Annotated in this window: 22 protein-coding genes and 1 pseudogene; 10 read left to right on the top strand and 13 right to left on the bottom strand. The window is 54.0% G+C overall.

Annotated features, from left to right (window positions below):
- The first annotated feature begins 5 nt into the window (after positions 1-5).
- Together B3229_RS03015 and B3229_RS03010 are read left to right on the top strand one after the other, a co-directional pair.
- Positions 6-893 carry an AraC family transcriptional regulator gene (locus B3229_RS03015; protein ID WP_286868458.1) on the top strand — a complete coding sequence of 296 codons (888 nt, stop codon included), beginning with the start codon at positions 6-8 and terminating at the stop codon, positions 891-893.
- A 440-nt stretch (positions 894-1333) separates the two neighbouring features.
- The gene (locus B3229_RS03010; RefSeq protein ID WP_277268393.1) at positions 1334-2419 is read left to right on the top strand and encodes an acyltransferase family protein; all 1086 of its coding nucleotides are present in this window, start codon (positions 1334-1336) and stop codon (positions 2417-2419) included.
- On the opposite strand, the gene B3229_RS03005 is transcribed toward B3229_RS03010, so the two are convergent.
- The 3 genes from B3229_RS03005 to fetA form a co-directional block, all read right to left on the bottom strand.
- Positions 2409-2654, bottom strand: coding sequence for a hypothetical protein (locus tag B3229_RS03005; RefSeq protein WP_286868456.1), 246 nt, complete (start codon positions 2652-2654; stop codon positions 2409-2411). The two genes, B3229_RS03010 and B3229_RS03005, sit on opposite strands and share 11 nt — an antisense overlap.
- 141 nt (positions 2655-2795) lie before the next feature.
- On the bottom strand, positions 2796-3575 hold the full coding sequence (gene fetB, locus B3229_RS03000; RefSeq protein WP_286868454.1) for an iron efflux ABC transporter permease subunit FetB: 780 nt from the start codon (positions 3573-3575) through the stop codon (positions 2796-2798).
- On the bottom strand, positions 3562-4230 hold the full coding sequence (gene fetA / locus B3229_RS02995; RefSeq protein ID WP_286868451.1) for an iron efflux ABC transporter ATP-binding subunit FetA: 669 nt from the start codon (positions 4228-4230) through the stop codon (positions 3562-3564). Before fetA ends, fetB begins: the two co-directional genes overlap by 14 nt.
- Positions 4231-4437: 207 nt before the next feature.
- Here fetA and B3229_RS02990 point away from each other — a divergent pair, with 207 nt between their 5' ends.
- Both B3229_RS02990 and B3229_RS02985 read left to right on the top strand, forming a co-directional pair.
- Entirely contained in the window at positions 4438-5850 is a 1413-nt protein-coding gene (locus B3229_RS02990) for a hypothetical protein (RefSeq protein WP_286868449.1), read from the top strand.
- Between the two features lie 267 nt (positions 5851-6117).
- The gene (locus tag B3229_RS02985) at positions 6118-6858 is read left to right on the top strand and encodes a GntR family transcriptional regulator (RefSeq protein WP_286868446.1); all 741 of its coding nucleotides are present in this window, start codon (positions 6118-6120) and stop codon (positions 6856-6858) included.
- Here the strand turns inward: B3229_RS02985 and B3229_RS02980 are convergent.
- From B3229_RS02980 to B3229_RS02965, 4 genes are all read right to left on the bottom strand, one after another.
- Positions 6845-7825, bottom strand: coding sequence for a PfkB family carbohydrate kinase (locus B3229_RS02980; RefSeq protein WP_286868443.1), 981 nt, complete (start codon positions 7823-7825; stop codon positions 6845-6847). The genes B3229_RS02985 and B3229_RS02980 overlap by 14 nt on opposite strands.
- Positions 7812-8840 carry an ADP-ribosylglycohydrolase family protein gene (locus B3229_RS02975; protein ID WP_286868440.1) on the bottom strand — a complete coding sequence of 343 codons (1029 nt, stop codon included), beginning with the start codon at positions 8838-8840 and terminating at the stop codon, positions 7812-7814. Before B3229_RS02975 ends, B3229_RS02980 begins: the two co-directional genes overlap by 14 nt.
- 11 nt (positions 8841-8851) lie before the next feature.
- Positions 8852-10126, bottom strand: a complete 1275-nt coding sequence (locus B3229_RS02970; RefSeq protein WP_033748399.1) for a nucleoside permease — start codon at positions 10124-10126, stop codon at positions 8852-8854.
- Between the two features lie 152 nt (positions 10127-10278).
- Complete coding sequence (locus tag B3229_RS02965; RefSeq protein ID WP_277268418.1) at positions 10279-10713, bottom strand: rhodanese-like domain-containing protein; 435 nt, start codon at positions 10711-10713, stop codon at positions 10279-10281.
- A 95-nt stretch (positions 10714-10808) separates the two neighbouring features.
- On the opposite strand from B3229_RS02965, the gene ftrA reads away from it, so the two are divergent.
- From ftrA to B3229_RS02945, 4 genes and pseudogenes are all read left to right on the top strand, one after another.
- A complete protein-coding gene (gene ftrA, locus B3229_RS02960; protein ID WP_286868439.1) occupies positions 10809-11801 on the top strand; it encodes a transcriptional regulator FtrA in 993 nt (330 codons plus the stop codon).
- 133 nt (positions 11802-11934) lie between these two features.
- Positions 11935-12453: a DUF2569 domain-containing protein gene (locus tag B3229_RS02955; RefSeq protein ID WP_286868438.1), complete on the top strand. Its 519-nt coding sequence runs from the start codon at positions 11935-11937 to the stop codon at positions 12451-12453.
- Positions 12454-12558: 105 nt separating this feature from the next.
- A complete protein-coding gene (locus B3229_RS02950; RefSeq protein WP_286868437.1) occupies positions 12559-13146 on the top strand; it encodes a TetR/AcrR family transcriptional regulator in 588 nt (195 codons plus the stop codon).
- Positions 13147-13177: 31 nt separating this feature from the next.
- Positions 13178-13533, top strand: a pseudogene (locus B3229_RS02945) (MmcQ/YjbR family DNA-binding protein).
- 60 nt (positions 13534-13593) lie between these two features.
- Here the strand turns inward: B3229_RS02945 and B3229_RS02940 are convergent.
- Positions 13594-14937, bottom strand: coding sequence for an FAD-binding oxidoreductase (locus B3229_RS02940; protein ID WP_286868435.1), 1344 nt, complete (start codon positions 14935-14937; stop codon positions 13594-13596).
- Positions 14938-15221: 284 nt separating this feature from the next.
- On the opposite strand from B3229_RS02940, the gene B3229_RS02935 reads away from it, so the two are divergent.
- Positions 15222-16337, top strand: coding sequence for a mechanosensitive ion channel family protein (locus B3229_RS02935; RefSeq protein ID WP_048781418.1), 1116 nt, complete (start codon positions 15222-15224; stop codon positions 16335-16337).
- 51 nt (positions 16338-16388) lie between these two features.
- Here B3229_RS02935 and B3229_RS02930 read toward each other — a convergent pair whose 3' ends face one another.
- From B3229_RS02930 to B3229_RS02920, 3 genes are all read right to left on the bottom strand, one after another.
- On the bottom strand, positions 16389-16703 hold the full coding sequence (locus B3229_RS02930; RefSeq protein WP_048781417.1) for an ArsR/SmtB family transcription factor: 315 nt from the start codon (positions 16701-16703) through the stop codon (positions 16389-16391).
- 14 nt (positions 16704-16717) lie between these two features.
- A complete protein-coding gene (locus tag B3229_RS02925; RefSeq protein WP_277268405.1) occupies positions 16718-17836 on the bottom strand; it encodes an alkene reductase in 1119 nt (372 codons plus the stop codon).
- Positions 17837-18077: 241 nt separating this feature from the next.
- Entirely contained in the window at positions 18078-18806 is a 729-nt protein-coding gene (locus B3229_RS02920) for an SDR family NAD(P)-dependent oxidoreductase (RefSeq protein WP_048785470.1), read from the bottom strand.
- A gap of 98 nt (positions 18807-18904) precedes the next feature.
- Here B3229_RS02920 and B3229_RS02915 point away from each other — a divergent pair, with 98 nt between their 5' ends.
- A complete protein-coding gene (locus tag B3229_RS02915) occupies positions 18905-19288 on the top strand; it encodes a winged helix-turn-helix transcriptional regulator (RefSeq protein ID WP_286868426.1) in 384 nt (127 codons plus the stop codon).
- Positions 19289-19406: 118 nt separating this feature from the next.
- On the opposite strand, the gene B3229_RS02910 is transcribed toward B3229_RS02915, so the two are convergent.
- Both B3229_RS02910 and B3229_RS02905 read right to left on the bottom strand, forming a co-directional pair.
- Complete coding sequence (locus B3229_RS02910) at positions 19407-19904, bottom strand: surface-adhesin E family protein (RefSeq protein WP_286868425.1); 498 nt, start codon at positions 19902-19904, stop codon at positions 19407-19409.
- Complete coding sequence (locus tag B3229_RS02905; protein ID WP_286868423.1) at positions 19901-20521, bottom strand: hypothetical protein; 621 nt, start codon at positions 20519-20521, stop codon at positions 19901-19903. Before B3229_RS02905 ends, B3229_RS02910 begins: the two co-directional genes overlap by 4 nt.
- Positions 20522-20701: the final 180 nt, after the last annotated feature.

Here is a 20701-nt window from a genome sequence, read left to right as displayed (position 1 = left end):
TCCAGATGATCGATCCCTTGGCTGAAATCGTTTCGCTGCTACAACCGCAAGCGGCGTTCTCTAAGCGCGTGTGCGCCAACGGCCGCTGGCGGGTAGAGCGCAACGAAACCGGTCAGCCGTTCTATTGCCTGCTGCTGGAAGGCTGCAGTCAGCTCACCATGAAAGGAAACCCGCCAATCATTCTGGAGCCTGGAGACTTTGTGCTTATCCCCGCCGCGCTGGAATTTTCTATGAGCAGCATCGAACCGCCTGCGGCCGATGCGCCAGACACTCTGCCGCAAATGCTCGCGCCTGGTGAATTCTGGATAGGCGATCCTGAACAATCCGCCGAAGTGCAAACCCTGATTGGCTATTGCCACTTCGACGCGCCCGATGCTGGGCTGATTGTCTCGCTGCTGCCGCAGCTGATTCATGTTCGCGGTGAATCGCGGTTGACGCTGCTGGTGCAGCTGGTGATGGACGAATGCCGTGCACAACGTTCGGCACGCGATATCGTCCTGGAACGATTGCTGGAGCTGTTATTAATTGAAGCGTTACGATCGATAGCGCTCGGCAGCGCATATCCGGGTGTGATGAGTGGACTGGCCGATGAACGCGTGGCAGCGGCGATCCGTGCCATTCACGCCAGACCAGAGCATAGCTGGACGGGCGCCGAACTGGCGAAAGCAGCAGCGCTATCGCGTTCCGCGTTCTTTGTACGCTTCCGTGAAACGGTGGGCCTGGCGCCAATGGACTATCTGCTGACCTGGCGCATGGCGCTGGCGAAAAAACTGTTACGCGATAAAAATATGGCGGTGTTCGAAGTGGCCGAGCGCGTCGGCTATCGCTCTGCCAGCGCTTTTAGCGTTGCATTTACCCGCTATACCGGTATTGCGCCCGTAAAATATGGATAATTTATAAGTATGCTAATTAATTTATAAGTCTGCTAACTATTCTCTTGTCGAAGAATAAACGGGAAAGATAACGTATAAATTCCGCTCGATACCATACCACCCTATCCTTCTGATAATAAATTTGTAATGTAGATAAATTTGGCATATAGCTTCAGGCTAAGACAGCAACGGGACGACTAAGGTTAACGTCAGATGACGACGGAAGCTGGACTTAATTCGCTTCTAAAAAATGCAGGTTACTGAAAACCAGCCAAATGATATTTTACGCTTTTCGCTCACAGCAGACCTGTCGCCATCGATAATATTAAAGCCATAACGGCTCAGAGCATGGCGCTGTTAATTCCTCACAGCCGTCAGTTCGCGTTTATTTTATGCGCAATTTTCCAGGATAATTCTGGTTGAGTGTAAATCTACGTCAGTGTTAATTTAGCCTTAACACTTTGCACCATTTTTCTTTACTAAGGGAATATATGCACGCACGTATTACGCATCTCGATGGCATGCGCGGTTTAGCCATTCTGATGGTCATTGCTTATCATGCCTATGCACGATGGCCTGAACTATTACCTTACGTGGCGACGACGCAACATATTCCGCTGCTGGCGTTTGGCTGGGTAGGCGTGCAGCTATTTTTTATGATCTCTGGCTTTGTCATTTTTATGACGCTGGACAAATCGCGCAGCTATAATCACTTCCTGAAAAAACGCTGGCTGCGCCTGTTCCCGGCGATGCTGATCGCCAGTCTGCTGCTCTATATCGCGGGCGGATTTTTTACCGAATCGTCAGTGATTACCACAGAAAGCAAGAACCTTCTTCCCGGCCTGATATTTGTCAATCCAGAAACCCTCACGCAATTTACCGGAATCGAATTCAGCTCCATGGCGGGCTCGTTCTGGTCGTTATATGTCGAAGCGCTGTTTTATCTGATTATCGGCGCTGTTTACTTTACCCTGGGACGAAAATATTGTCTGCCAGCGCTGATCGTGCCGATGTTATTACTTTCGGCATCATCGGTGCTGAAATCTCTTGGTCACCCCTTGCTTATTGATGTGATTTCAAAATTTGGTTTTATCCATTACGCCTGGTTTATGGTGGGCTGTCTGGTTTATGAACGACTGCACGGCCGCGATAAAGCCTATCACTATGCTCTGGTATTACTGGCGCTGCTGATTAATTTTAGTTACTACGTTAAACACGATGGTGCTATCACTATCCTGCCATTATTAATGGTGATGTTCTTTTTTATAGCCAGCTTTTATTCAAAACAGATGGAGCGCTGGCTTTCGGTGCGCTTTTTTACCGCCATCGGCTTTGTCAGTTACGCACTCTATCTGATCCATGAAAATCTGATGATCGCCATGATGATCAAGCTAAATATTTATATCAAGAGTGAAGCGGTGATGATAGCGCTGCCGGTGGTGGTGGTCAGCGTGCTCTATTATATCGCCTGGCTCATCAGCAAATATGCCGAGCCGGCGCTGCGGAGTGCTTTAGGCAATGTCGTTGACAGACCCGTCAGGGCGTAAGATAGCCTTTCAACGCTGACTGCGTTTTATATATCAGCGTCTCATCAACGCTTTGCTGAGCAGGCTGAGAATATTCAGCCTGCTGCTCGCTTAATCCTGAAGATACCTCTGATAAGGCCGGCTCTGTGCCAGAAGCGGCCTCTAGTGATGCATACCAGTCAGAACGCAGCCTGAGAATGTTGGTCACTGTCAAATGGCTAATCAGGACGTTCAGCTTCCTCTTTTTGTTGAGCATACACTACTAACCTTAAATGTCTCTCTTCATCCACAATCAGTGACGTGAATTCGAAAGACACGGGCATTAGCTAAGAAATCATCTCCGCTAAATTGCGTTAAGTTACGCAGAATGAAACACACAGAGGAATGACGATCGGGCTTAATCTCCCTGTTTATCGGACATTTTTAGCTGTGACCTGGCATTGTAAAATCGTCGATAGGATAAGTAGACCGCGATGATAGTTGAGAGGCTGGCGGTCCCTATAAGCATAAATGTCACCATAATCTGATATTTAATCGCCTTTAGCGGGTCTATTCCCGCGAATATCAGCCCAGACATCATACCCGGCAAACTGACCAGCCCAACGGTTTTGGCCGCATCTACTGTCGGGATCATGGCTGTACGAATACTGTCAGCAATAATGCGGCCCGACGACATTTTTACCGACGCGCCAAGGCTCAGCATCTCCATTATCTTCTGGCGGTTGTCGCTGAAGCGCTGGTTCAGATTGCTGTAACACAGCCCTACCGCGATCATGGCGTTCCCCGCGATCATCCCTGAGATGGGAATAACCTGCATCGGCACAAAGGCTATCGCGCCGCTTAATACCAGAATAGTAAGCGTGATAACGGTGCCGCTAAAAATAGCGGCAAAAGATATCGCAAAAACGTTAGCAATATTGCGACCGCGTTTACCGGCATTGATCGCGGCATTGACGCAGATAAACAGCACCATCAGCACCGTCAGCCAGCGATTATTAACATCAAAAATCGACTTCAGCACAAAGCCGACGATAACCAGTTGTATAATCGCCCGACAAACGCTCCAGAGAATATCTTTGCCCATACCGAGCTTTTCTTTCTGGCTGATAAGCAACGCTATCATGACCAGAGAGAGCGACAGTATTAGCGAGGTATCACTGATATTATGCTGATTCACGCCTGCTCTCCTTTTTTGGCGGCTCAAGGCGAAGCACATGCTCAGCCTGCTGAATATCATTTACATCATGACTGATCCGCACCACGGCTACCTTCTCTTCGGCTGAGATCCGGTTAATCAATGAAAGCACTGCCAGCCTGTTCTCTTCATCGAGGGCGCTAGTGACTTCATCCAGTAACAGTACCTCAGGCATAAACTGCAGATTACGCAGCAGTCCGATACGCTGCTTTTCTCCGCCTGAAAGTTGTTCTACAGATTTATTCAGCATATCCGCAGAGAGATTGACGCTCTCCAGCCCAGCAACCATTTTATCCCGCTGGGGTTTTTGCCGGCGAATCTGCCATGGCAACGCAAGGTTTTCATATACCGTCTGGCCAAACAGCTGCGGGGTCTGAAAACAGTACGAAACCTGCTGACGATAGCTTTCTGGACTGAGCGTCGTGATATCACTGTTTTTAAAACGGATATGTCCGGTCGTTGGGGTGACAAGCGAAGCAAGAATTTTCAAAAGTGTGCTTTTTCCGCTTCCAGAGGGGCCGGTCAGCAACAGGGAGTCGCCCTGATGTAATTGCACCGATACGGGTTGCAGTAGCTGACGTTCACCAACGGAAAAAGCCACGTTTTGCACATCAAGCAGGGGCAAAACATTGTTCATAGTTACCATTCAGGTTTTTATAAAACGGGAAAGAGTGATGTTGTGGGTACAGCACACGCATTGAGGCTGCTCGCTTTTGCATGTGTCCGCTATGTGCCACCAGCGATAATAGCTTACCTCAGTCCAGGCTTTACACATCAAGTAAGACTAACAATCAACGTCCTGGTGCCGATACCCACATTTCTTACTCGATATGAAGGAACATAGATGTACAGCATACGCCCTTTAATGCGCCCCCTTTTTTTTCTGTCGCTGCTGCCGTTTTCTTTCGCTCAGGCTGTTGATAAGCCGGTATCGACAGGGGGTAATATTACTCCTTTTTATATAACCAGAATCCACGATCGCGTGAATTACATGGTGTCGCTAAACCTTAATAACGGAAAAACAGTTCAGGAGTGGCGAACCGTGGATTGTAAACAGGGCAAAGCACAGCTTCTGTATAAAGACTGGCTGAATGATAAAGGGTTGACTCAGACTCGCTTTTACGGAAACAGCTACCTTCGTTACGCGCCGGCACAGGATGACAGGCAGATGACGGCTGAGGATATCAGCAGGGTTTGTCGGTTACCGATTAAAGAGGCTCGCTGGGAAAGATTATCCGCAACAGATAGCGTCGGCATAACCGATTTGGTCGATGTTAACAGCATCAAACGTATTGACGATATTTTATCGGTACGTATGGGATATGACTTTGCGGATATTATCTGGGAACCGCCGTTTGACGCGCCGCTTGGATTAAAGATTGAGCATTACCTGTATAACTGTACAACGCATCAGGGAGCCGTTGTCGCATTAATGAACATTGACAGCGAAGGCCGCGTTACGGACTCGCTTATTACCGCGGATCTTGTGCGCCGCAAGGATGAGTTCAAAATTGACGCGCAAAAGACGCAACGCTTCGAGCAGCTTTGTCAGTTGCCAGCAGGAAAAGCCTTCACCGCCAAAGGGCATTTTATCCCCGCCGCCCATAAGCCCGAATCGAAGCTCATGGGGCCATCCCTGCCCGACCTGAGTAATAATAACCCGCAGTGGCTGAATAAATTCCCCCTTTCAGCGGCAATTGAGCAGCAGGCGCAGTTACTGATTAAACCCTGGGCCCTTCCGCGCTTTAAGCAGATTCGTTATACGCAAGTCAGCGCGCAAGGTAAGATCAAAGTCCAGCTGGATGCACAAAGGGATGGCTATATACGCAAGCTGGAAGACTATGGCATCTGGACGGTGCAACGCTTAACGCTGGCTAATCAGCTACAGCTGAAGTTCACCATGTCGATCAGTAGTGGCGCCTCGCTGCTTAATAAGTTGCAGACGGATCTGCGTTTTCCGCTGGTAGCTGGTCAGCGATACCAGGCGCAGTGGGACGATATCGATTCCGACAAGAAAGTTACGGCTTCAGCGTTAAGTTGCAACGTTACGGGCGAGGGAGATGCAGGTAAAATTTCCCCTCAGTTTAGCGGCAAATATCTGTTAGTTGAGTGTCATGAAACTAACGAAGGCCAGGCGGGAAGCCATGACAAACTCGCCTGGCTGCAAGACCTTAACATTTTTGTCCCGGTCGCTATGCAGGTAGGTGATAAACCTGAAAGCCCCGTGACGCTGCAAGATGTTAACGTGACGCGTTGATAAACAAGCAGGCTCACTGCTTTAACTGGTGAGTCTGCTGCCAGTCAGCCGACTGAAGCCTCTTCTCGACGTCTCTTTCATACGGCAAACTGGCATCGTGCGCCCCTGTGTAGTCTGATTGTTACAGGTTATAAGCCCGGCCGCTTTTCGAGCGGGCCGGTTCAAGCCAGACAAAAATCTCTTCTACCGATGATGGCGCTTCGCCGCCGCCGAAAATTCAGTATCATAGCCCATCCGCCGCTTACTGAAATGAGTGCCCAGCCTGTTATGACCGATCACGATGCGCTATTTTCGCGGCTTACCGCCACGCTGGCGCAAGAGAGCCGCACGCCGCTGTACAAACGCTTCGCCAGCACGATCAAAGAGGCGGTGCGCGACGGCACCCTGGTGCATGAAGAGATCCTGCCGGGCGAACGGGAATTCAGCCAGTCGCTGAATATTTCGCGTATCACCGTGCGTAAGGCGATGGATGAGCTGGAAAAAGAGGGCGTGGTGTTTCGCTCGCGCGGATACGGCACGCAAATTTGCAGCCAGCTTGAATACTCCTTAAAAGAGCCTAAGGGCCTGTCGCAGCAGGCGGTATTGCGCGGCAAAAAGCCCGATACCGTCTGGATCAATAAAAGTAAGATCTCTTGCAGCGCGGACATCGCGGAAAAACTGGGACTGAGCACCGGCAGCGACGTTTATCTGCTGAAGCGTATTCGCTATGTCGATCAGCAGGCGGTTTCCGTCGAAGAGTCGTGGGTGCCGGCGCGCTATATCGCCGACCCCGATAAGATTGGCATTTCGCTCTACGACTACTTTTACCAGCAGCAGATTTTGCCGGTGAAGTCGCAGAGCAGAGTGAGCGCTCGTATGCCGGACGAGGCGCTGCAACAGCAAATCGCCCTGCCCGCCACCGTGCCCGTGCTGGTGATTAAGCAGCTGACGCTCGACGCGCAGGGCAATCCGCTGGAGTACAGCATCAGCTATTGCCGCAGCGATATGTACGTGTTTATCGCGGAGTAAGGCGCTGCTGCCAGTAAGCGCGCAGCGCCGTGCGATCCGGCGCGCAGTCGCCGCCGCGCTGTGAGACTACGTACGAGGCGACCGCATTGCCCAGCGCCACGCTCTCCCCCAGCGGCCAGCCGGACGCGAGCCCCGCTAACAGCCCGCCAGCGTGGCTGTCGCCTGCGCCGATCTTATCGACGACCTGGGTCGCCAGCGCCGGGATCCAGCCCGTACCGGCGTCGTCGATAAAGCCCGCGCCTTCGCTATCCAGCCGCACCACCATCGCGCCGCTAAAACGCTGCCGCCAGCGCGCCATCAGCTGCTGCGCGTCGAAAGGCGCCGAGAGAGACAAACGCTCGCGCCATAACAGTTCAGCCTCCTGTCGGTTGACGGTAATCAGCGGCCGCAGCGCCATAATGCGGTCAAAATGCGCATCGCCGATATCCGCCAGCCGCGGGCCAAAATCGATCAGCAGCTGGAAGGGCTGCGCCTGCCGCTCCAGCCAGTCGATCAGCACCTCACCGCTTTTGCTGGTGAGCTGATAGCCGGAAAGATAAATCCAGCGGTGCTCAGGCTGCGGCAGCGTGCTCAGCTGCGCCGCATCCCACAGGTTCTCTACGCCGCTCACCGATAAAAAGGTGCGTTCGCCGTCCGGCTCCACCAGCGCCAGGCACCAGCCGTTATCCCCTTTGGCGCTTTCCAGCACGCTGTGAATGCCGTAGTCAGCGAGTTTTTGCCGCACGATACTGGCCCAGATACCATTGCCAAGCGGCAGCGCGTTGATTGCCGGAATACCGAGGCGATGCAGCGCAATCGCCACGTTGAGGGCGCAGCCGCCAACGTTGACGCCCTGCTGATGCAGTTCAATATCGCTGCCGCGATGCGGCAGCGTGTAGGCATCGGCAATCACATCGACCACCGCCGCGCCGATGACGCACACCGGCAGCTGACCCTCCAGCCGCGCCAGATCGTCAGGCGTCAGCATAGGCGGCCTCGCGCTGCTGGCGGAAGCGCAGAAAAGCGCGACTGTAGTGGGTGAAATCCAGCGCATTGGCGGCGTCCAGCTCGGCTTTCAGCGTCTCGTCAATCGCGTCTATGCCGTGCAGCGCGCCGCAAATTGCCACCGCCATCGCGCCGATGGTGTCGGTATCGCCGCCCAGGTTGGCGCACAGGATCGCGCAGCGGTTCGGGTTGGTTTGCGCCAGCTCGACCATGGCGATGGCCGCGGGCACGGATTCTATGGTGCTGGTGCCGGTGCCCACCACATCGTAGATCTGCTGCATAGCGGATTCCACGCCTCGGCTCTGGGAGACAACCTGCAGCGCCAGCTCAATACGCGCCGCCATCGACGCGCTAAAGGTGGTGATGCGTTTCTCCTGCGCCGCGCGGGCGATGGCCGGCAGTTCGTCACGAATCGTTGCCCAGTCGCCGCCGTCGATGGCGCGCGAAACCGCCCAGGCGATGGCCGTGGCGCCGGCAATCGCCACATCCGACTTATGCGTCGGGCTCGACGCCAGTGCGACGGCGTCAATAAAAGCGCTGAGATGGCGCGCGGGCAGCAGGCAGCCCAGCGGCGAGACGCGCATGGCGGCGCCGTTAGTCATGCCGTTATTCTCCAGCTGCGCCACCGGCGTGCCGTTTTTCAGCGCGTTCAGCGCGATTTTGGAGGTCGGCCCAAGGACGTTCTTATTAAAGGCGTCGAAGGCTTCAGCCCAGCGTAGAATATTGGCGCCGATGGTTTCGGCATTGATTTCGCCGTCATGGCTGATAATCGCATCCGCCAGCGCCAGCGCCATCGAGGTATCGTCAGTGAACGCCGCACGGCCGAAATAACAGGCGGCGCTGTTCTCGGCAGGCCCCGGCAGAAAGCGATCGATCCAGCCAAAGTGCTGCTTAACGCGGCTGCGCGGCCACAGCTCCGACGGCATGCCCATCGCATCGCCCAGCGCCTGGCCGTAAAACGCGCCTAAAATCCGTTTTTCCTGGTGTGTTATCGTCATGTTTACATCTCTTATTTATGGCTGTCAGCGGTGGCTGAGTGGTCGAAAGTGGTTAATTCGTCGCTGCGCTTTTTGCCGTCGCGGAACAGTACGATAAAGGCGACGGTGATGATGACGATCATCACGCTGCCGAACAGCCACATGCCTGCCCAGTTAAAGGTCTGGCCGTTGCGCGGCTGGTCATAGGCGAACATCTCCTGCATCAGATAACCGCCGAGTCGGTAGCCCAGCAGGCTGCCGACTCCCTGGCATGCCAGCGTAATCAGCCCCTGCGCCGCGTTACGCATTGCTACCGGCGCTTTTTTATCGACATAGATATAGGCGGTGATGAAGTAGAAGTCATAGCTGACGCCGTGCAGCAAAATGCCCATAAACAGCAGGCCGAAGGTCAGGAGGTTCTGATCGCTGCCGAAGATAAAGAACAGGTAGCGCAGCGCCGCCGTCGTCAGGCCCAGCAGGAGAACCTTGCCGATGCCGAAACGTTTGATAAAAAAGGGCAGCGCCAGCAGGAAGAAAATCTCCGACACCTGGCCAAGCGTCATCCAGCCCGTGGCGTGCGGCAGACCGACTTCGGTCAGGTAACCTTCGGCAAAGATGTAGTAAAACGCCAGCGGCATGCTGAACAGAAAGGAGCAGACAAAAAACACCAGAAAGCTGCGATCTTTCAGCAGGTGCAACGCATCTAGCCCCAGCGCGACGCGCAGGCTAAATTTCGCCGTGCTTTTCGGTTCAGTGGCGGGCAGCGTCAGCGCGAACAGGCCGAGCAGCAGCGAGCTGGCGGCGGTGATCAGCAGTGGAACATTGCTGGCGGAGATATCGCCGAAGCCGAACAGCGGCGGCAGAAAACCGCAGGCGATGCCGGAGGCGATCCAGCCGATAGTGCCCATCACGCGGATGCGCGGATAGTCGCGTTCGACATCCCCAACGTGGGAAAAAGCGATGCTGTTGGTCAGGGCGATAGTCGGCATGTAAGTGAGCGCATAGAGCAACAGCAGCGGAAAGAAGCCGCTGAAGTGGGTTTGCTGAGCGGCGAAAAACATCAGTAGCGCGCCGACAATGGTCAGCAGCGACAGGACCTTTTGCGCCTGGAAAAAGCGATCCGCCAGCGATCCCACCAGGATCGGCGACAGAATGGCGGCGATAGAGGTACAGGCGTAGCACCAGGCGATCTCAACCGGTGAAAAGCCGTTTTTGCTGAGAAAGGCCCACAGCGGCACGAACCATGCCCCCCATATGAACCACTCAAGGAACATCATAAAAGCCAGTTTTGGTATTGTTGTTTTCATTGGAAAGGACTCCCCGGTGTTGGTAGAGGCAACCTAACACCAATGACAATACCTTTATAATACCTTTAGCGGAAAGCTTGAGCTACCCCACAACATTTTTGCGGGGTAAGCGACCGCCCTTTCCGGTTGGGAAACAGAAAAGGCGTCCCGATTCAGCATTCGCAGGAGAAGCCATCAACGGGAGCAGTGCCGTTTTCCTGCTGCAGCGCAAGCCCTTCGTCAACCCAGCCGGTCATGCCGCCAATCATCTCTTTAACAAAGAATCCCAGGCTTGCCAGACGCACGGCGGCGCGATGGACGCCGTTGCAGTGTGGACCGGCGCAATAGACGACAAACAGCGTATCGCGCGGATATTCGGCCATGCGCTTTTCAGTGATGGCGCGCGTTGGGATATTGATCGCGCCCGGCACGTGCGCTTTTAAAAAGGCTTCGTTGCTTCTGACATCGACCAGCACATAGTCGATATCGCCTGTTTTCTGGCTGTGGTGAACATCGGAGCAGTCGGTCTCAAAAGCTAAGCGACGGCTAAAATGCTGCAAAGATTCCGCAGGGGTGGCTGGCGCGATTTCGCTGATTAAACTGGTCATCATTTCTCTCTCCTGTCTGAATGTGTGTTGATTGTATGAAGCACTATCAGACTGTTAAAGTGGCGGTTCTGACAATAACCGGTAGTTTTCCGCCAATGATGAATCAAGCAGGTTTAGTGGCCGTTCTGGCCTATGACGGACTCTGTACCTTTGAGTTTGGCATTGCGGTAGAGATATTTGGCCTGCCTCGACCTGAATTCGATTTCCCCTGGTATCGTCACCGCATCGTCTCGGTCGACGCCTCGCCGATGCAGGTTGCAGAAGGGATTCAGATCGTATCGAGTTTCGGCATTGCGTCGCTCAGCGAAGCGCAAACCATTATTATTCCCGGCTGGCGTAATCGCGATGAAAGGCCGCCGCAGGCGTTACTGGACGCCTTATGCGAGGCTTATCAGCGCGGGGCGCGCCTGTTGTCTATCTGTTCGGGCGTCTTTGTTATCGCTGCGGCTGGCCTGTTGAACGGCAAGCGTGCCACCACCCACTGGCGCTACACCGACGAACTGGCAGCGCGCTATCCTGACGTTACGGTGGATCCGAACGTGCTGTATGTCGACAGCGGGCAAATCATCACGTCAGCGGGCAGCGCGGCGGGCATTGATGCCTGTTTGCATTTGATTAGCCGGGATTACGGCACCCATATCGCCAATATCGTAGCAAGACGTTTGGTGATGGCGCCGCAACGCGCCGGCGGGCAAATCCAGTTTATCCCCTCTCCTGTCGCGCAGAAGCCTCGCGATGAGATTACGCCGGTGCTGGACTGGGTGCTGCAGCATTTGCACTGCCCTTTGTCGGTCGGCGAGATGGCGCAGCAGGCGCTGATGTCAGAGCGGACCTTCCTGAGACGATTCAGAGAAGCGTTGGGTACCACGCCCAAAGCCTGGCTGCTGCAGGCGAGAATGAATCTGGCGCGCGAGCTGCTGGAAAGTAACCAGCTCGCTAACGAGCAAATCATGACGCGCTGTGGATTTGGATCGATGGAGAGCTTCCGCGCCGCATTTCGTAAGTCGGTCGGGATCTCGCTCTCATCCTATCGCAAGACGTTTGGCGGAATGCGTCGTGAGAGAACGAGCGCTGTGGAAGTGTGCTAACGCTCTGACGTCCAGAATGGGCATAAAAAACGCTAAAGAATGCCCCTCGGTTGGCCGATAGCGATCTACACGACTTTTATCCGCTCTGCTACGATCGGTGACCGTAAGAACGGAATAACAACAAGGATGAATAATGACCGACGCCCCTTTCAAATGGACATGTATAAAGTGCGATAACGAAATCTCTCAATATCAGGAATATTGCGCTGAATGTGAGGAGAAGCAGTTTCGCAAAATTGGCGGCTTCTTATATCTGCCACTGTTAAACCTGTTTGTTTTAGGCTACAGCTATTTCTCTTCGCTGCAGATTACTTTAAAAGCCGCTCTCTATACGGCAGGCCGCGCGCCGATCGCGCAATCGAGCTATTTTTTTATCGCCTCTGGCGTTAACTTTTTCGCGCTGCTTTATATTATTTACACGGCTTCTCTCTTCGTACGTAAAAAGAGAGCATTACCCCGAGCTTATATGCTCTTGCTCGCCGTTGGCGTGGCGATCATGCTGCTTGACCTGGCCTGTACTAAATATCTTTTCCCGGAAGTTTCGCTGGGTTATGAGCAGATAATGCCGATTTTCAGGCATATCCTTCACGCCTGTATCTGGATACCTTACTTTCACTATTCGGTACGCGTTAAAAAAACCTTTATTCACTAATAACAGAGTTTTTGCAGGCTGGGGTGCCAGCCTCAGCCTGCGGCAATATTGCGTTATCTGGCCGGTTCGCTACTCTATGTACACATGTACTTATAAGGGGCGACCATGGCTGAAGAGAATCAGGAAAGCGCAAAAAGGCTTCGTCGCTACGATCCGCACCGCAAGGAAAAGATCCTCGATAAGGCTTTTGAGCTGATTGCCGAGTGCGGCGTTGCGGGGATAACCCATCGCCGTATTGCCGCGCATGCTGGCGTGCCGCTAGGATCGATGACCTACCATTTTAACAGCATGGATGAACTGCTGTTCCTTGTATTCAGTCGCTTTGCCCAGGGCGCCGCGGATTTTGTCAAAGCCAAACTTGAACCAGCCAGCACGCCTGAAGAGGCGATCAGCGCATTCGCCTCCCTCATGACCGACAAAGGCTGGGTGAACCGCCGAAATATGGCGGCGCTTTATGAATTTTACTCGCTGGCTACCCGCGAACCGGCCTATCGCCAGATACTGAACGCCTGGTCAGACTCAACCAGACGCTGCCTTGAACGGTTCTTTTCCCCTGCAACGGCACGGGCGTTTGACGTGTGCATAGAGGGCGTTCTGCTGCAGAACTTTCTCAATCCTGACGGCGGCCTGCCGCGAGAGGAGATCATCGCCCTGCTCCGGCGCATATCCGTTCAAGACTCACCGCCGCATTGATAACTATTAACCAGTTAACCCGGGAGATACGATGAAACGAGAGACGCTATTCAAATATGCCCGCGAGCACTACCAGGCGGAACCGGAATATTTATGGAGTAATCTGCCTGGCTATGCTGTGCTCCGGCATCACGACGGAAAAAATGGTTCGGCATCGTGATGAACGTGCCCGGCAGCAAACTGGGGCTTGCAAGCGACGAAGAAATTGACGTGCTGGAGGTCAAGATCCGGCCTGAGCATATCGGGTCCCTGAGGCAGAAAGAGGGTATCCTGCCGGCTTACCATATGAATAAAGAGCACTGGATAAGCGTTGTTCTCTCCGGCCCGCTATCGCCGAAAGAGATTCACGATCTGCTGTCGGAGAGTCATGAGCTGACCGCCGGCTGAACGTTAATACGCCGCTCTTGAGCGGCGTATTAACGCTGCCTGAGATTAATAAAATATCTTTTAAAATAGCCCGTACGGGGCGTTAAATCGGTTTTCTGGATCAAACCTTTTTTTCATCTCATGCAGTTTGTTCAGCGATCCCGCATAAAACGCCCTGGCGCGCTGCTGGCCTGTCGCTCCCACCACGGCCGGGTAAGCGCTGCCATCGCTGACCGGCTCGATGATACGCTGAATCTCCGCCATCCACTCCTCTCCCTCTATTTTTTCCGCAGGCGTTTGCCAGCTTGCCACTACCTGCATATTGAAATGATTGCGGCGGTGGGAAAAGGCCGTTTCTTCTGGGGCAACGCACGCGGCCGCGCCGCGGAAATCGTGCAGCATAATGCAGTTTTGTGCGGAGGGCATACGCTGGCAGCAAGCTAAAACCGCCTCGACGGTTTCCCGATCCAGACGGCTAAGGTTGAAGGCATCCATCCGATAGCCTCGCCCTTTGGGCCAGGAAGATTGATCGGAGGCGCTGTCGTAGGTGTCCCGGTATTTAGTCCAGCCCTTATTGATCACGCTGGCGCCCCTCAGCGACGCTAACTGACGTAGCCACAGCTCGCCTTTGGCTTCCTCTCCCGTCCACAGGGGTTCAAGAACAAGTCCCGTTCCTCTGCCTGGCAGAGCGGAGAAAGTGGAAAACACGCTCAGCCTGTCGCCTGCCTCATCCAGTATTGCCTGCAGGCTTTGCCACCCCTGCTGTGCATATTCCGGTTCGATAAACAGCGTCGCGCTCAGCACCGGCGAGAGAGGGTGAATGGCAAACTCTGCCGATGCCACAACCCCGAAGTTTTTGCCCGCGCCCCTGAGTGACCAGAATAAATCCGCATTCTCTGTAGCGCTGGCGGTAACCAGAGAGCCATCCCCCAGCACCACCTCTGCCTTTTTAAGATTATCGGTCACCAGTCCGAAGCGGGAATTGAGCTTTCCATAGCCTCCGCCCAGCGCCAGCCCGGCAATCCCAACCTCAGTGTGCACGCCGGTGACCACTCCGTAGCCATCAGGCAGCATGTCGATAGCATTTTTTACCCGCGCGCCGCCGTCGGCAGTAAGCGTCAGGCGTTCCCGGTTAACTGAAACTTGCCGCATCGCGCGAAGATCGAGCGTGATGCCCTGCGCGCAAACAGATCGTCTGTTCCAGTCGTGACCGCCACCCAATACGGAAACAGGCAGATCGTGCTCAGCGGCGATGCGGATAGCGTTTTGCAGGTCGGAGAGATGAGCGCAACGTACGGAAACAGGAGCGTTGACCTCATCGAAGCCGTTCCAGAGGCCGGTCTGGAGTGATGCTCCCGCCTCACGACCAGACAGTATCTTCTCCCCCAGATGCTTTTTTAGTGAGCTAATGATCTGCTGGTGCATGCTACCTCCCATATGTACAAGCGTACTTATAAAGGTAGCAGAATTAGAACAGCCCAGCCTGGACGCAAAAAAATCTCATTAAATATCAGACAAATGAGTTTAAAGCCTTATCGGATTAATGACTCTTTTCGATTTTTCATAGGGTAAACCAGGCAGGTCACTCACTTTCTCATAAACTAAGGGGGGGTTAATTATGTCATCAGCAGATAACCGAGATGAAAACGGTTACTGAATTTTGCGACTTATCTGACAGCATTGTTGTCAGCTGAACATAAGGGAAAATAATGCCTTTACTATCTGGTGAGTTATCTGACATGCCAACATGGGTGCCTGCTGTATTGCTCGTCATCGGCTCGTTAGCCACGGGCTTTCTCTCCCGATTCTTACTGTTGAGATTCATTCGCTACTGGCAGGGACGTGACAGGAAGCTGTTCAAATCTCTGGAAAAACATCTGCGCGGCTCGATGTTTCTTTTCATCCCGCTACTCATGATCAATGTCGGCGTGAATTATATTGATATTCACCCGGAATCATTTTCGTTTGTCACAACCACGCTTAATATCGTTATTATATTATCCGTATGTTCAGTTTTAATTCGCCTGATTAATGTCGCGCAAGATATGCTTTTTATCCGCTATGACATTAACCTTTCCAACAATCTGCGCGCCCGTAAAATCCGTACGCAGATTATCTATGTTAAAAAGGTCGCGATTGTTCTGCTTGTTTCCATCTGTCTTTCCCTTATTTTGCTCAGCTTTCCTGGGGTGCGGAAATTCGGCACCACCATCCTCGCCGGGGCCGGGGTGGCGGGCATAATCATCGGCTTTGCCCTGCAGAAGTCGCTGGTCAATCTGTTTGCCGGCATCCAGATAGCCTTTACCCAGCCGATTAAAATAGATGACGCAGTAGTGGTTGAAAAGGAATGGGGCTGGATTGAAGAGATCAACCTGACCTATGTGGTCGTTCGTCTCTGGGATCTGCGAAGACTGGTGTTGCCCATTACCTATTTCACTGAAAATCCCTTTCAGAACTGGACGCGGACCAATGCGCAAATTTTAGGTTCCGTTTTTCTTTACCTGGATTACTCCATGCCGCTGGAGCCGCTGCGTAAGCACTTTGAAAAAGTCCTTAGCGAAACCAGACTCTGGGATCAACAGACCCAAGTGCTTCAGGTCACCGATGCCGATGACAAAACCATGACCATCCGACTCCTGATGACGGCGCAGAACTCCCCAACGGCCTGGGATCTTCGCTGCCACGTGCGGGAGAAAATGATTGAGTTCGTTCAACAGAATTATCCGCATAGCCTCCCTCGCATGAGGGCGACGCTGACGGATCCCGCGCTGGATACCCCAGCAGGCCCGACAGAGCGTTCTGAAGATGCGGGGATAAAGGCATAGGCTGACGCGCACGAAGCGGCTGCTCAGCGCAGCCGCCTGCATATGACCGCTTTACAGCTCCTGCAGAGACTGAATAACCATCTGGTTCATCTCGCGCACGGCCTGTTCACGCCGCCGATAGTAGGTCCATTTACCGACCTTGCTGGCCTCAAGCAGGCCCGCATCATGCAGCGCTTTAAGGCACAGCGAGGTGGCGGGCTGCGACAGGCCCGCCTTGTCCTGAATGAGACTGGCACATACGCCGTACTGCTCGAAGGGATAGAGCTGAGTGTAATCAGCAAAGGCTTCGTCAGGGTTTTTAAGCCATTTCAGCACCGCAACCCGCGTCGGGTTGGCCAGTAATTTAATGGCATTTTCTGGTGACATGCCGTCTCCGAACGTCAGGCGGAATAAAAAGGATAGTCAGTATATCCTTTCCGGCTCCCGCCATACAGTGAGGCTGCGTCGACCTTATTCAGGGGATGGCCCGCCTTAAAACGCGCCGGTAAGTCCGGGTTCGCAATAAAGGTGCGTCCAAAGCCGAAGAGATCGCCCCAGCCCTTTTCCAGCATGCGTTCCGCTTTTTCTCGGGTGTAGCGGCCGGAATACATAATGGGCGAGCGGAAGGTTTCCCGCAGCGCAATGCGGAACGACTCCGGCATCTCTGGGCTATTATCCCAGTCGGCTTCGGCGATGGATAAATAGCCGACTTCAAGCTCGTTCAGGAGCTGCGCGGCGCGGATGTAGGTGGCATGCGGATCGCTTTCAACCAGCCCCAGATAGACGCGTTCTTCATCTGTGCTTGAGAAAAGCGGCGCGAAGCGTACTCCGACGCGGTGGCTACCGAATACGCCGCTGACCGCTTCGGTGACTTCGCGCAGGAAACGCAGGCGGTTATCGAGTGAGCCGCCATATTCGTCGCTGCGGAAGTTGGTATGTTCAGAAATAAACTGATTGATGAGATAACCGTTAGCCGAATGAAGTTCGACGCCGTCGAAGCCCGCTTTTTTGGCATTCTCTGCCGCGGTACGGTACATCGTCACCAGCGCTTTCACTTCTGCCGTCGTCAGTTCGCGCGGCATGCTGGGCGCCGTCAGCATCCCGGCGCCTGGCCCGGTTTCGATAAACACTCTCACGCCGGTAGCGGCAACGGCTGAAGGCGCAACAGGCGGCTGCTTGCCTGGCTGAAGTTCATGGTGCGACACGCGGCCGACGTGCCAGAGTTGACAAAAAATCGTCCCGCCCTCTGCATGCACGGCATCGGTCACTTTTCGCCATCCCGCAATTTGCGCCTCGCTGTGTATGCCTGGCGTCCAGGCATATCCCTGACCGCGAGGTTCAATTTGCGTGCCCTCAGTAATCATAAAGCCGGCGCTGGCGCGCTGGCGATAATAGTCCACCATCATCTCGCCAGGAACGTTGCCAGGCTGATCGCTGCGGCAGCGGGTCAACGGCGGCAGCGCAATGCGGTTGCGCAGCATGAGATCGCCTAAAGGCAGGGGCGCGAACAGAGACGACATAACAAACATCCTCAGATAAAAAAGAGAGGGCATTATATTTACACATTTAAATTTGTAAATGTGTAAATAGTGCCATTTCTCTCTCTGCTTTCGTTTTCTCGCGCCTGCCTGCGCCATATCAGCTTTAAGCTACGCCCTGGTCTGCCTGACACGCTTCCGCATCAGCGCAATATGCCCTGATGCGGCCTGTGCCCTCTATGTGTGACCTTTACTCAGCGCGACAGTGCGCAAGGGATGCCCTTCACGCCGTCATCCCGCCATCAATAACCAGTTCTGCGCCGCTGACGTAAGCGCTGTCGTCCGAGGCCAGGTATAAGGCCGCGGACGCCACCTCATCGGCATTCCCCAGACGCCCGGCCGGTATCCGCGCGGTCAGCGTCTGCCTGACGTCGTCGCTGGCCCGGTCGAACATCGGCGTGTCGGTAGGTCCCGGGCTCAGCGTGTTGACCCTGATGCCACGCGGCGCCAGCTCCGTGCTCCAGGTGCGGGCATAGGAGCGTACCGCAGCCTTGCTGGCGGAATAGGCGCCGTAGCCCGGATTAGCGATGCTGCCGGCAATAGAACCGACCAGCACGATAGCGCCGCCCTCGCCCATATGCTGGACCGCATGCTGCACCGCAAACACCATGGCGCGCACGTTCAGGTTGAAGGCGCGATCGAAATGCTCCTCAGTGGTATCGAACAGGCTTGCAGGCTCGGAGACGCCTGATGAATTGACAAAAATGTCGAGACGGCCTGCTGTGGCGTGGATGGTCTCGAACAGACGAGCAAGGTCGCTGGCACAGGTGAGGTCGCCGGCTATCGCCTCGACGCGGCCGCCGATAAGCCTGACCGCCTCAGCCAGCTGCGCTTCGCGTCGGCCGGTAATGAAAACATGGGCGCCTTCTTGCACAAAGCGGCGCGCGACCGCAAGGCCGATACCGCTGCCGCCGCCGGTCACCAGGGCGGTCTTTCCTTCGAGTTTCAACATGGCTGCTCCAGAAATAGGGTGGAAGCCAGATAATATATTTCGTATATTTAGTGTCAATTACGCACTTAATCTATACCAGATATACAGAGGGAAACTATATGGCGACCGATATCCCGGCTCTGCTGGCAGAGATCAACAGCACGCGCCCTATCCTGGAACAGGTGGCGAACAAGTGGTCGGTATTGATCCTGACCGTGCTGTGCAGCGAACCGGCGCGCTTTAACGCTATCAAGCGCAGGCTTGATCCGATTACGCACAAGGCCCTGACAGAAGCGCTGCGCCGACTTGAGCGCAACGGTCTGGTCAGCCGCCGCGTAATCGCATCATCACCCGTGGCGGTGGAGTATGCCATCACTCCGCTGGGCCGGACCTTGCAGGCGCCTTTTGTAGCGCTGGTGGGCTGGGCCAGGGAATATGGCGCGGCCATTGAGCAGGCGCAGGCGGGTTATGACGCGCAGCGTGCCGATGAGGCGTTGGCGTGAGCGCCGCATAATCTATTTGAACTTCGGCTGGCCGTGAGATGGGTTTTCGGACAGAACGCCGCACGCTTAGCCAATGGCAGATAGCCCGCTATCAAATCAGGCTATCTGCTAACGCTGATTAATCCAGCAGCGGCTTGCGCGTCTCTTTTGGCGGCTCTGGCTTGAGTTTCTCTACGGGAATAAGACACATGCTTTCAGCGACGATCCCCAGCAGAGACTCTTTCGAATAGGTTTCCCATTGCCCTATTTCCAGTTCCGCATGGATAAGATCCCCTTCCGCGAACGGTTCGGAAAACAGCGTTCGTCCCATAACGGCACGCTGATTTGTGTCGCAGTTGATCACGTCAATGGCCCGGGAACTGGAAACGTAGACAGGCGGCTCTTTAATAATCAGCGTCCGCTCTGCGTAGTTATTGATGAAATAGAACCGACGCAGGCGGCTGTTACCCTGGTAAGTTGAAATCACCCGGAAATCGATATAGGAAGTCACCCGGTCATCTTCCAGAATTTTTATTAACCCAGCCGGTGCTTTGGCAGGCGTTCGCGGTTGTGGTTTACCGGTCGTGGCGCAGCCCGTCAGCAGCATCACTGATGCCAGCCATATTAGCTTTCTCATTTTGCCGCCCCATGGGTTAAATCCGGGCGTAATGTCGTAAGCATATCGGCTGTGACATTTCCCTGAATCGAACAGAGCAATAATGTCCCGTCCTTGCCCTTATCGAGCATTAACAGCTTTTCAGTGCTTTCTTTGGCCGGCGCGATGCCCGACACCGCCTGCCTGTTTATTTCCCAGGCACTTTCTGGCGTGGCTTTAATCATCGCCTGCGATAAGTAACCCTCATCAGATTTGCTCCAGCTTAAGCGATCAAGCCGGGACTTAACCTCTTCGGGCGACTCCTTGAAAACCAGTCCCCAGTAATAGTACTTACCGTAATTAATTTCATCGAGGTTGCTGGTTTGTAGAAAATACCCCATCACCGTCAGATTTAATTCATGGAGAGGCTGGGCAAACCAGACGGTGCCGTTACCGTTAGCCGGCGCTTTGAACCAGGCGTAATGACGCTCGACGGTTAAAGGCGCTACGCGGCTAAGAGCAGATCGCTGACGATAGATCTCACTGAAAAAAGTGGTGTCGCATTGCGTCAGACTTTGCGTCAAGGTTTTGGCGTAAACAGGTAATGTTGCTCCTGTCATGCCCAGAAGGAGGCCAATGGTGCAGGCAATTTTACGCATCTAATATCCCTATCATTAAAATTCACTTATTTATCGGCGCTCAGCGCTAAGACTTTATGCCTCGATGATTTATTTCCCGACCGAGTGCATTAAATATGCCGAATGGCAATTTTCTCTGATCGTGAACCTGACGGCCGCTCTTAGCCGCCCTGCGTGTGCTGAAGCAGAATACCAAGCTGC

The sequence above is a fragment of the Pantoea sp. UBA5035 genome (assembly GCF_002415245.1).
In the GTDB taxonomy this organism is placed as follows: Bacteria; Pseudomonadota; Gammaproteobacteria; order Enterobacterales; family Enterobacteriaceae; genus Pantoea; species Pantoea septica.
This window is presented reverse-complemented; position numbering and strand designations above follow the sequence as displayed.

Coding starts and splice junctions, on each gene's coding strand:
- B3229_RS03015 (WP_286868458.1), top strand. CDS start 6: ATGATCGATCCCTTGGCTGAAATCGTTTCGCTGCTACAACCGCAAGCG.
- B3229_RS03005 (WP_286868456.1), bottom strand. CDS start 2,654: ATGCTCAACAAAAAGAGGAAGCTGAACGTCCTGATTAGCCATTTGACA.
- fetA (WP_286868451.1), bottom strand. CDS start 4,230: ATGAACAATGTTTTGCCCCTGCTTGATGTGCAAAACGTGGCTTTTTCC.
- B3229_RS02990 (WP_286868449.1), top strand. CDS start 4,438: ATGTACAGCATACGCCCTTTAATGCGCCCCCTTTTTTTTCTGTCGCTG.
- B3229_RS02985 (WP_286868446.1), top strand. CDS start 6,118: ATGACCGATCACGATGCGCTATTTTCGCGGCTTACCGCCACGCTGGCG.
- B3229_RS02980 (WP_286868443.1), bottom strand. CDS start 7,825: ATGCTGACGCCTGACGATCTGGCGCGGCTGGAGGGTCAGCTGCCGGTG.
- B3229_RS02975 (WP_286868440.1), bottom strand. CDS start 8,840: ATGACGATAACACACCAGGAAAAACGGATTTTAGGCGCGTTTTACGGC.
- B3229_RS02970 (WP_033748399.1), bottom strand. CDS start 10,126: ATGAAAACAACAATACCAAAACTGGCTTTTATGATGTTCCTTGAGTGG.
- B3229_RS02965 (WP_277268418.1), bottom strand. CDS start 10,713: ATGACCAGTTTAATCAGCGAAATCGCGCCAGCCACCCCTGCGGAATCT.
- ftrA (WP_286868439.1), top strand. CDS start 10,809: ATGATGAATCAAGCAGGTTTAGTGGCCGTTCTGGCCTATGACGGACTC.
- B3229_RS02955 (WP_286868438.1), top strand. CDS start 11,935: ATGACCGACGCCCCTTTCAAATGGACATGTATAAAGTGCGATAACGAA.
- B3229_RS02950 (WP_286868437.1), top strand. CDS start 12,559: ATGGCTGAAGAGAATCAGGAAAGCGCAAAAAGGCTTCGTCGCTACGAT.
- B3229_RS02940 (WP_286868435.1), bottom strand. CDS start 14,937: ATGCACCAGCAGATCATTAGCTCACTAAAAAAGCATCTGGGGGAGAAG.
- B3229_RS02935 (WP_048781418.1), top strand. CDS start 15,222: ATGCCTTTACTATCTGGTGAGTTATCTGACATGCCAACATGGGTGCCT.
- B3229_RS02930 (WP_048781417.1), bottom strand. CDS start 16,703: ATGTCACCAGAAAATGCCATTAAATTACTGGCCAACCCGACGCGGGTT.
- B3229_RS02925 (WP_277268405.1), bottom strand. CDS start 17,836: ATGTCGTCTCTGTTCGCGCCCCTGCCTTTAGGCGATCTCATGCTGCGC.
- B3229_RS02920 (WP_048785470.1), bottom strand. CDS start 18,806: ATGTTGAAACTCGAAGGAAAGACCGCCCTGGTGACCGGCGGCGGCAGC.
- B3229_RS02915 (WP_286868426.1), top strand. CDS start 18,905: ATGGCGACCGATATCCCGGCTCTGCTGGCAGAGATCAACAGCACGCGC.
- B3229_RS02910 (WP_286868425.1), bottom strand. CDS start 19,904: ATGAGAAAGCTAATATGGCTGGCATCAGTGATGCTGCTGACGGGCTGC.
- B3229_RS02905 (WP_286868423.1), bottom strand. CDS start 20,521: ATGCGTAAAATTGCCTGCACCATTGGCCTCCTTCTGGGCATGACAGGA.